Raw genomic sequence first — 9764 nt, 5'->3', positions numbered from 1 at the left:
GCGAGCAGTAACAATAGCCCTTTGGAGGGCTAATAATAAACCACCAGTTGAACAGGTGGTTGCTAACTAGAATGTAGGAAACATTGTTTTTCGGCAGAAATACATTTACGGAGCTTCATTTCCTGCTTATGATGTTTGGCATATATCCCATAGTAGCGAAGCATTTTAAAATGTTTTTCGGAGATGTGGACAATGAGTTTTTGAATGAAGTTCAAAGCAGGAATGGTTTCAGTAACAGTTTTATTGTCTTCGTGTCTGGTGTAATGAAAGGTTACATTTTTGCCGTCATAAGTATCAATACGCGATGTGGCAATAACAGGTCTGCCGAGGTATCGGCTGATGTATTTAATGGTGATATCAGGAGTGCAAAGATTTGGCTTTGCACGGACATAAAAGCCGTCAGCGTGTTTCGTGTACATTTCATTTTTGACTTTGCGAAAAGTCGGACCAATGCGGGAGGTAAGTCGTTCAAGCAGGACTTTGCGGAAAGCATTACGAAGGAAACTGTAATCAAAGTGTTTGACAGGACGCCAAGGAGTGATGTTACCAGCCCCACCCTCGGAGATGAGAGCGTGGATATGAGGATTCCATTTTAAATCACGCCCAAAAGTGTGAAGAATACAGATAAGCCCAGGAGTAAAGTTTTCGGTTTTATTCATTTTGGAAAACATGCGTAAAACAACATCACGAACAGAATGAAATAAACAATCTAAGAGAGTCCTGTCTTCGAGAAAATAAACGCGAAGTTCCGCTGGGATAGTGAAAACACAATGGCGATGAACGCAAGAAACAAGCTTACAGGACATATGAAAAGAACGAAGCTGGTTGTATTTGTTTCCGCAGGAAGGGCAAAAACGGCTTTTACAGCGAAAGGGAACAAATTTAAGATTTCCACAGTGAGGACAGCCATACATGGCACCACCGTAAGAAGGGTCACCACAATGAATCATCTTGTTGACATTTTCAATGACAGCAGGACGAGGATGGAGTTCATAATAATCGGTAAAGATGGATTGTAATATATTCATAATAGAATTTTACAATAAAGAAGGAGATAAGAAAACCCCTTCCCCTCATGAATGAGGGGTTAGGGGAGTTGAGAGTGTCGCAGACACTTTTTTATTGTGGGAGAAGCCTTGACCGCGGTCTTTGCTGAAGATGCATTGCTGGGCAAAATCAAGGCAAGCCCTCTTGGCTGTATGGACAATTTGAGGCAGAACGATTGGTTCGGCTTTTTTGGGGAGACTGCGTTTTTACCGGCTCCCGTTACAGCTCTTCGTACTTGGGCAGCGACTTTACGGTGCCGCCTTCCATGGCGCTTTCGTGGGCCAGGAGACCAACGCCGGTCCAGTAGGCCGCATCGATATCGGAGGGGAAGGGAGTTCTGTCTTCCAGAATGCTGGTAACGAACTCATGGACCAGATGCGGATGGGAACCGCCATGACCGCCGCCCTGCTTGAAGGACAGATGGGGATTGACCTCGTCATAGGCCACTTCGTAGGTAAACCGGCCAATGACGTCCGGAAGCAGATGGGCATAATCGGGGACCTGAACGTATTCCTCATCGATCTTGCCGCCGCGGTTCTCGTTCTCCCAAACCAGATCCCGGCTGAACATCACATGTTTGTCGCCGTTGAGCTGATCCCACTCAAAGGACTTGTTTTCACCATAGATATTAAAGCATTCGCTGTAGCCACGGGCGACATGGTACAGGAAGCGCTCCATTTCAACGGTCGTCTCGCCATCCTCCAAGGCCACCAGAGCAGACTCAAAGGCGAAGGGGCAGCCGTACTGCTTTTCCAGTTCCGGACGGACCTTGCCGGAGCCTCTGCCGAAGACGCTGACCGGACGCTGCCCTGCCAGAGCAAAACAGGGGCCGATGGCATGGGTGGGATGTGCCAGGGGCGGGAAGCCGTCCCAGTAAGAGGGCCAGCCCTCCATATCCTGATAGTGGGCGCAGCGCATATACTGCAGCTTGCCCATTGCGCCGGATTCGTACAGCTCCTTCACATACAGATACTCGCGGGTGTAGACGGAAGTTTCCATGAACATATAGTGTTTGCCGGAAGCCTTCCGCGCCTTGATAACGTCTTCCAGCTCCTTCATGGACATACCCATGGGGATGGTGCAGGCGCAGTGCTTGCCTGCGTTGAGCACCTGAACCGACATGGGCGCATGCAGCGCGGGCGGAATGACCAGATGGACCGCATCCACATCTGGGTTCTGCAATACCGCTTCAAAGTCGGTGGTGTAGTAGCTTTCGTCCAGCAGGTACATATCTGCTAGCGCCTTCAGCTGGTCCGGATTGGTATCCACCATAATGACATGCTCCACATCCGGATGCTTCAGATAGATGGGCAGGAAGCAGCTGCCGAACCCCATGCCCACGATGGCAACCGTCAACTTTCCATTTTTCATAAAATTACTCCTTTCATGCTGTGAGCGACTTGCTGTTTTCGTTTTATTCTTTTTGCATTCCGTGTATGTTATTCGACGAGTGAAATACTGATACAGGCAACGCTGCGGGGTGGAAGCTTCGCCTTGATAATATCATCCTCGACATGAATCATCAGGGGATTTTCCGTAAACGGGGTACCAGGCAACAGATTTTCGGCCTGAAGTACCTTGTTTTCCAGAATTGTTCCGCATTTATTCAGAGAGTAAGTAGTTTCCTCCTGCCAGTTCAGGTTGAGCATCGTCAGGGTCAGCACATGATGATCATCGATGGTGGCAACGACTTCAAAGTCTTCTACACCATCTACCGTACACAGCTTTCCGCCCGCATGCCGGGAGAGCAGCGCAAAGGCCTGACCGGTTGCCGTCAGCTCGGTATGATCCGGATGCACCTGCATGGCGCCTTCGTTAACCGGCTCAAAGTAGCAGGCCATGGGCATGCGCTGTTTTTCGCTTTCATGCATGAACATGTGCAGCATCTGCGCAGTGAAGATGCCCTCCATGGAGGAAGGATTGCGGCACCATGTTTTCCACAGATTCCATTCATCGTAGGAGATGAATGTCTTTTCCGGGAGCATGTCATGCAGCCTGCGCAGGATTCCTAGATTGTGGATGGGCATGCGGATCATTTCGTTATAGCAGCGCTCCATGCCCTCCGGAGAGGTGAAGTCCCAATGGACTGAATTGTACGTATGCAGAGAAACGTATGGCGCAATGGGAGCCAGCTTCTTGATGGAAACATCTACCCACTCCTGATTCGGATAGGGGCCGGAAGAAACAAATTTCAGATCCGGCGTAACCTTCAGCATGGCACGCGCATGCGTTTCCACCAGCGATGCGTATCCATCCGGCGTATTTGCGCCCTCCATGTGGCCATAACCCATTTCGTTGCCCAGCGACCACCATTTGACATTGTAGGGCTCCTGATGACCGCGCTGGGCACGCAGCCTGCCGTATTTGCTCTCGGCAGGGCCGTTGCAGTATTCCACCCAGGCGGCGCATACTTCGGGGGAATCCCAGGCGGCATTGATGGTGAGGAAGGGCTCCGCGCCGATCTCACGGCACAGTGCAATAAAATCGTCGGTGTCTATTTCATGCATGTCATAGCCGTGTGTAAAGGGCTGCGTTTCATTTTCCATGTAGCCCTCCATGGGAGCGCGCCTGTCGGGATGCAGGAACATATCCTGCCAGCGATATTCGCCGGCAAAGTTGCCACCCGGCCAGCGCAGCAGACGCACGCCGATTTCCTTGAGCTTTTCCACGGTGTCCCTGCGCATGGTATGGAAATGATTGTCCGGCATCATGGAAACTGCGCCGATGAGCAGTTGTGCCTGCTCCGTGTAGGTAATGCTTATCACGGCATGCGCATCGTCGACGCCGGGGGTCAGAATCGTCTCAAAGCGCTGCCATTCATCCACCTCTTCCTGTGCATCCTCCTTCGCTAGAACGGGCTGAACAGGAAAAACGGTTTCCGCATAAATCTGCGTACCATCGGCGTTGGTGAGCGCGACGCGCACATCCAGCGGCTGCTGTACTTTGACAACGACGGCAAACGGATAGCTCCTGTCCTTTTGAAGGAAGAGCTCTTTTTGACGGATACCGCTCACCTGATTCGGAATTGGGTTCTGAATCATCTGGGACTGACATTCGTTACGCCGCCACATGCCGTTGTGCGCGTAATGACATACATAAGCTTCGTTTGCGTTGCTACCGGGAAGGCGGTGTTCATTGGCAAAGTACACGCATTCGCCGATGCCTTCCCAGTCCAGCGCTACGCCGTTGCGCGCCGCAGCGCCGGCAAACTTCCGGTTGCGGATCATCTGGGCGCTGAGACCATCCATGATGCTGGCTCTGGTATGTTCCAGGTTGTGGCCAAACAAATGGGGCGACACCGTAGAGGTGGTTTTGAGATCGATATACAGGTAATGGCTGTGCTGCTGCGCCGCAAACAGCGTGTCCTGCGCAGGATCTTCCGTGGTCTGGCAGCCGGGGGTATTACCGAATTTGCCGTCGTATTCATCCAGCAGTTCCTGCACCGTCAGACCCAGAACACGGCATAGCGGCACCAAAAGCGAGATGTCAGGAAGTGTGACGCCACATTCCCACTTGGAAACGGCTTTGTTGGTTACACAAAGCTTTTCCGCTAACTGCTGCTGTGTGAGTCCCAAACGTTCACGGGCTTGGATTATTTTGTTGGAAACAAGGGAGCATCGCATTGGTGAGATCGTCTCCTTTCACTATTGTAGATTGTAGCTATGTGTTGCAACATTACTGCTTATGGCAATATCGTATCATGCTTTTTTCGAAAACACAATCGCTTTACAAGCGATTTGATGGGGCTGTTGCCCCGAAAGACCGTAACAAGAAAATGAAAAAAAGAGTGAGCAAGGATATGTGCGTTGTGCCCTTAAAAAAGACGTGTTGGGGATGTGGGTAGGAGAAAACGAAAGTGCCAAGTACTGGGCAATGGTACTCAACGGGCTAAAAAACGAGGCGTGGAGGACATTTTCATTGCCTGCACGGATAACCTGACGGGATTCTCTGCGGCGATTGGGGCTGTATTTCCCAAGACGGAAATTCAGAATTGCATCATCCATCAGCTGCGTAATTCGAGCAAATACGTAACGCCATTCCTCAATCCAAAGACAAAAGCCACAGTTTTGTTTTGAACTGTGGCTTTGCTCAATTATCTTGTAGCTTTCTTACACGATTCCCATGCCCATCTCCACCAGCAGCGCGACGATGATCGGCAGCACAATCCCGGGTAGCAGCTTTATGATCTTCATGGTGAATCTCCTTTTCGCTTGATAACAGGCTTGATTATATCACATCCGTGTGATAAAATGAAATTATCATTTATTATTACCTGTTAATCTCAAATTATGGGCGGTGCGTTATGCTTGATTATCGAACGGAAACCTTTCTGACCCTGTACGAGGAAATGAACTACCGTCGCACTGCCGAGCGTCTGCAAATGACTCAGCCCGGCGTAACGCAGCACATCCACTATCTAGAGAATTATTACGGCGTAAAGCTCTTTGTTTATGATGGGCATCAATTGCTTAGAACGCCCGAAGCAGAGCTGCTGAAACGGCATATCGACAGCACACGGGCAGCAGAGCATGACCTCCGCGCCGGATTTGCGCAGACCGATATGCTGCATCTGCGGGTGGGAGCCACCAAAACCATAGGAGAATATGTTCTCGTGCCAACGGTACGCCAATTCCTAAAAAAAGAAAATCACCAGATTGATCTGCTGGTCGACAATACCGAAACATTGCTTGCTATGCTCGAACGAGGAGAATTGGACTTTGCAATAATTGAAGGCGTGTTCGATAAAGAAAAGTATCCGCACCGCCTCTATAAAAAAGAGAGCTTTTTGGGCATATGCAGCCGCCGTCATTCTTTTGCAGGCAGAACCGTTTCTCTTGAGGAAGTTCTTCAGGAAAGCCTGCTTGTGCGTGAGAAAGGTTCCGGAACACACATGCTTCAGGAACAAGCCGTGGCCGCAAGAGGTTATTCACTGGACAGCTTCAGTCGGCATTCGTCCATCAGTAATTTTTCTATTATTTGCGACTTGGTTGCAATGGATCATTTGATTACTTTTGCATATGAACCAATTAGCCACTGCCGAAATGACTTGGCAACATTTAGAGTGGAGGACATGGAGATCACTGGTGAATTCAATCTTGTTTATATTAACCGTTCGGTTGCAGAACCTAAAGCCGATCTATTTCTTGCAACCTGCTAAAGCTCTGATTTGTCAGATAGTTTCTAATAGAAAAACGAAAGCTCGGTGTTGCACCCACCGAGCCTTTTTTGCTTTATAGGAAATTTCTCAAATCGTCAGAAATAGTGTATAATGGGCTGGAAATAAAAAATGACATAACAAAAGAGCGAAGGGGGCTTCGCCATGACGTTGTTTATGAAGTTTTTTGTTTTGGTTTAGGTTAGCTGCACTATCTGACTATGGAGAAAGAATTATTATGAACATGGATTTATCCATATTTATTTCCCGTCTTTCTGCGAAAGCCACCAATGCGCCATGAAACGTGTTGGTTACCTTCACTTTCTATTTTTGTTCCCTTCTGATATGATGGTTCCATAAGACTGACACACTACAGAACACGTGGAGGTGAGTGGCGGGGCTGTATAGCGGCAACCTCGCATATTTATATGTTGTCGGTCATCCGTTAAGGCATCAATGAGTGGCGCATAACTGTAGCCCGGAAACTTATCTCTTCCGAAGTCGACTCGATCTCGCCGGATGACCAGTCACTGTCCGTTTTATCATTATGCTATCAGGAGGTAGTTACTTGTCTTTTAAAATTTTTAAATTTAACTTCTGTGGACTTGATGTCCACAAAACATGGATTTATGCCTGTATCGGTATCACGGATTCCAATAATCGTACAGAGTATAAGCAGGCTCGCTTTTCTTCCTTTTCTAAAGGTTTGCATCAGCTGTGTGTCTGGCTTGCTAAATACAACTGTAACGATGTCTGTATGGAATCTACCGGCAAGTATTGGATCCCTGTTTTCAATATCTTAGAGCAACACAAAATCCGGGTTACTCTATCCCATCCGAAATACACCAAACCCATGAAAGGAAACAAGACCGACCGCAAAGATGCCAAATGGATCTGTGATCTATACATGTGCGGCATGGTGAAACCTTCTTTTATTCCACCTGCTGACATCAGAGAACTCAGGGATCTCGTAAGATACCGTTTCAAACTCACCTGTATGATTACCGGTGAGAAGAATCGTGCCCAAAATTGTCTTACTGTTTCCAATCTGAAGCTTGATGATGTCTTTTCTGATGTATTCGGGAAATCTTCCCGTTCCATTACGGAACAGATTTTGCAGCACCCTGGGGAAAAATTTGATGTGTCACCCTTTGTTGACAGCCGCTGTAAAACTCCAATAGAAGAAATTCAGGCGGCCGTTGATGGTAATATCTCGAAAGAACAGGATGTAAAGCTCAGACAGTGCCTTGATCACATAGACGAACTTCAAAAGCACATTTCAGAAGTAGAACAGGAAATCCTTCGTCTCAGTGATAAATACGAGGCTGCTTTAAACTTAATAAGAACGGTTCCTGGATTCGATAAGAATCCAATGACTGCAATTCAGGTGCTTTCAGAGATTGGTGGTGATATGTCTGTCTTCCTCACAGCAAAACACCTCGTCTCCTGGGCTGGATGTTGTCCCCGAAATGATAAGAGCGACCGTAAAATCAAATCCACTCGGATTTCCTGTGCTGGTTCTTATTTTAAACCAGTTCTGGTACAGATTGCAAATGCTTTAATCAAATCGAAGAAACATTTTGAATTTACCACCCGCTATAAGCGTATCAAAACACGTCGTGGCCACAAGAAAGCCATTATTGCACGCTGCCGTATGATCCTGACCGCTATCTGGCACATACTCACAGATTTAAAACCTTATACATCCGATGGTTTTCTTGAATCACGTCCTGTGAAAAAAGAAAAAGTTCTTACAACTTCACAGGCACTTAATCTTCTAAGGCAACGAGGGTATCTCATTAAAGATGAGCCTTCGCCGGTCTCCTAATTAGGTGTTGCGTTTATATATTCAATTTTCAAAACCAGCTAATCCGGTGGTTTGTTTGCTATGCCCTCTATTTCGTGGCTGTTCTCTACTTATTTGTTTCAAACTTCATTTTTGGTTCTTGGCGAACTCTTGTATCATACACAAAATCTTCAAAAATTACAATAATCTTGAAATAGTGTTATGTTTCTTGGAATTTTATTATATCTTATTTTGGAACTTTTTCTTATAATAACATCATCAAGAAAAACAAAGAAAAGTAATCATAAAAGGAGGATTCAATTATGAAGAAGAAAAAGATTCTTGCACTTGTACTTGCAGCTTCAATGGCAGGAGGAATGCTTGCAGGATGTGGAGCCACATCAAGCGGAGATGAAACAGCGAAAGGAGATAAGTCATCCGGAAAAGTTTATTATCTGAACTTTAAACCAGAGCAGGCTGACCAGTGGGTAGAACTTGCAAAAGAGTATACAGATGAGACGGGTGTTCAGGTTGATGTACAGACAGCAGCATCAGGAACTTACGAGTCACAGTTGAAATCAGAGATGGCAAAAGATGAGGCACCAACATTGTTCCAGGTAAACGGACCGGTTGGACTTGCTACATGGAAAAATTATTGCTATGACCTTTCAGACAGCGATGTTTATAAAGATGTCGAGTCTGACGATTATATATTAAAAGATGGCGACGCAGTAGATGGAATCGCTTATGTTATTGAGACTTATGGTCTGATCTACAACAAAGCTCTTCTGAACAAATACTTCGAATTGCCGGATGCCAGTATCAAATCAATTGATGATCTGAATAACTTCCAGGCACTTAAGACAGTTGCAGAAGAGATTCAGGCACACAAAGATGATCTTGGAGTAGAAGGAGCTTTTACTTCAGCAGGAATGGATTCTTCCTCTGACTGGAGATTCAAGACACACCTTGCAAATCTTCCAATCTACTATGAGTATAAGGCAGACGGAATTGACAGCACAGATGCAATCAAAGGAACATACCTTGACAACTACAAACAGATCTGGGATCTGTATCTGAACAACTCTACATGTGAGCCATCTATGATTTCTTCTAAGACAGGAGATGACGCAGCAAGTGAATTTGCACTTGGCGAAGCAGTATTCTATCAGAATGGTACATGGGCTTACAATGATATCAAAGATAATGAAGTAGCAGATGAAGATATGGGAATGCTTCCAATCTACATCGGAGTTGATGGAGAAGAAAATCAGGGACTTTGTACAGGATCTGAGAACTACTGGTGTGTAAATAAGAACGCTTCAGAAGAAGACATTCAGGCAACACTTGATTTTATGAAATGGGTAGTTGAGAGCGATGAAGGTCGTGACATGCTGGCTAACGAGATGGGATTTGTAACACCGTTCACAACATTCTCAGATTACCTTCCGGACAACCCGCTTGTAAAAGCAAATGCTGAGTATACAGAGGCAGGAAAGACACCAGTAAGCTGGAACTTTACAACAATGCCATCTGAGAACTGGAAAAACAATCTTGGTGGAGCTCTTCTGAACTATGCACAGGGTACAGGCGCATGGGATAGTGTACAGACAGCATTTGTTGATGGATGGGCTGAAGAATACGCAGCAGCAAACGAATAAAAAAGACTTTTCACAGGATAGGCAGATAAAAAGGCTGTGAAATAGAGAAGAAGATCAAACAGCCTGCCAACGAGCATACCGGGGCAGGCTGAAATTATGTAATTAGAATTGTGAA

At 46.5% G+C, this 9764-nt stretch carries 5 protein-coding genes and 2 pseudogenes; 4 read left to right on the top strand and 3 right to left on the bottom strand.

Translation table 11 applies throughout. The features are described from left to right. Positions 1 to 74: 74 nt before the first annotated feature. The 3 genes and pseudogenes from DW642_RS15070 to DW642_RS15060 all read right to left on the bottom strand — a co-directional run. Positions 75 to 1028, bottom strand: a pseudogene (locus DW642_RS15070) (IS91 family transposase); the annotation flags it as partial. Between the two features lie 238 nt (positions 1029 to 1266). Continuing rightward, entirely contained in the window at positions 1267 to 2418 is a 1152-nt protein-coding gene (locus DW642_RS15065; RefSeq protein ID WP_117510865.1) for a Gfo/Idh/MocA family protein, read from the bottom strand. Positions 2419 to 2486: 68 nt separating this feature from the next. Continuing rightward, entirely contained in the window at positions 2487 to 4670 is a 2184-nt protein-coding gene (locus DW642_RS15060; RefSeq protein ID WP_117510864.1) for a helix-turn-helix domain-containing protein, read from the bottom strand. Between the two features lie 196 nt (positions 4671 to 4866). Here DW642_RS15060 and DW642_RS15055 point away from each other — a divergent pair. The 4 genes and pseudogenes from DW642_RS15055 to DW642_RS15040 all read left to right on the top strand — a co-directional run. Next, positions 4867 to 5078 (top strand): annotated as a pseudogene (locus tag DW642_RS15055) (transposase); the annotation flags it as partial. Positions 5079 to 5350: 272 nt separating this feature from the next. Continuing rightward, the gene (locus tag DW642_RS15050; RefSeq protein WP_117510862.1) at positions 5351 to 6205 is read left to right on the top strand and encodes a LysR family transcriptional regulator; all 855 of its coding nucleotides are present in this window, start codon (positions 5351 to 5353) and stop codon (positions 6203 to 6205) included. A 565-nt stretch (positions 6206 to 6770) separates the two neighbouring features. Then, positions 6771 to 8030: an IS110 family transposase gene (locus DW642_RS15045; RefSeq protein WP_117510860.1), complete on the top strand. Its 1260-nt coding sequence runs from the start codon at positions 6771 to 6773 to the stop codon at positions 8028 to 8030. A 281-nt stretch (positions 8031 to 8311) separates the two neighbouring features. Beyond that, positions 8312 to 9649, top strand: a complete 1338-nt coding sequence (locus DW642_RS15040) for an ABC transporter substrate-binding protein (RefSeq protein WP_055222161.1) — start codon at positions 8312 to 8314, stop codon at positions 9647 to 9649. The last annotated feature ends 115 nt before the right edge of the window (positions 9650 to 9764 follow it).

This window comes from Blautia sp. AM23-13AC (genome assembly GCF_003435675.1).
GTDB classification, from domain to species: Bacteria; Bacillota; Clostridia; order Lachnospirales; family Lachnospiraceae; genus Fusicatenibacter; species Fusicatenibacter saccharivorans.
Note: the sequence above shows the minus strand (reverse complement) of the source record. Positions and strands in the feature narration are given on the sequence as shown.

What these genes read in the sequence shown, in the direction of transcription:
- DW642_RS15050 (WP_117510862.1), top strand. Translation starts at nt 5,351, where the DNA reads ATGCTTGATTATCGAACGGAAACCTTTCTGACCCTGTACGAGGAAATG.
- DW642_RS15060 (WP_117510864.1), bottom strand. Translation starts at nt 4,670, where the DNA reads ATGCGATGCTCCCTTGTTTCCAACAAAATAATCCAAGCCCGTGAACGT.
- DW642_RS15065 (WP_117510865.1), bottom strand. Translation starts at nt 2,418, where the DNA reads ATGAAAAATGGAAAGTTGACGGTTGCCATCGTGGGCATGGGGTTCGGC.
- DW642_RS15040 (WP_055222161.1), top strand. Translation starts at nt 8,312, where the DNA reads ATGAAGAAGAAAAAGATTCTTGCACTTGTACTTGCAGCTTCAATGGCA.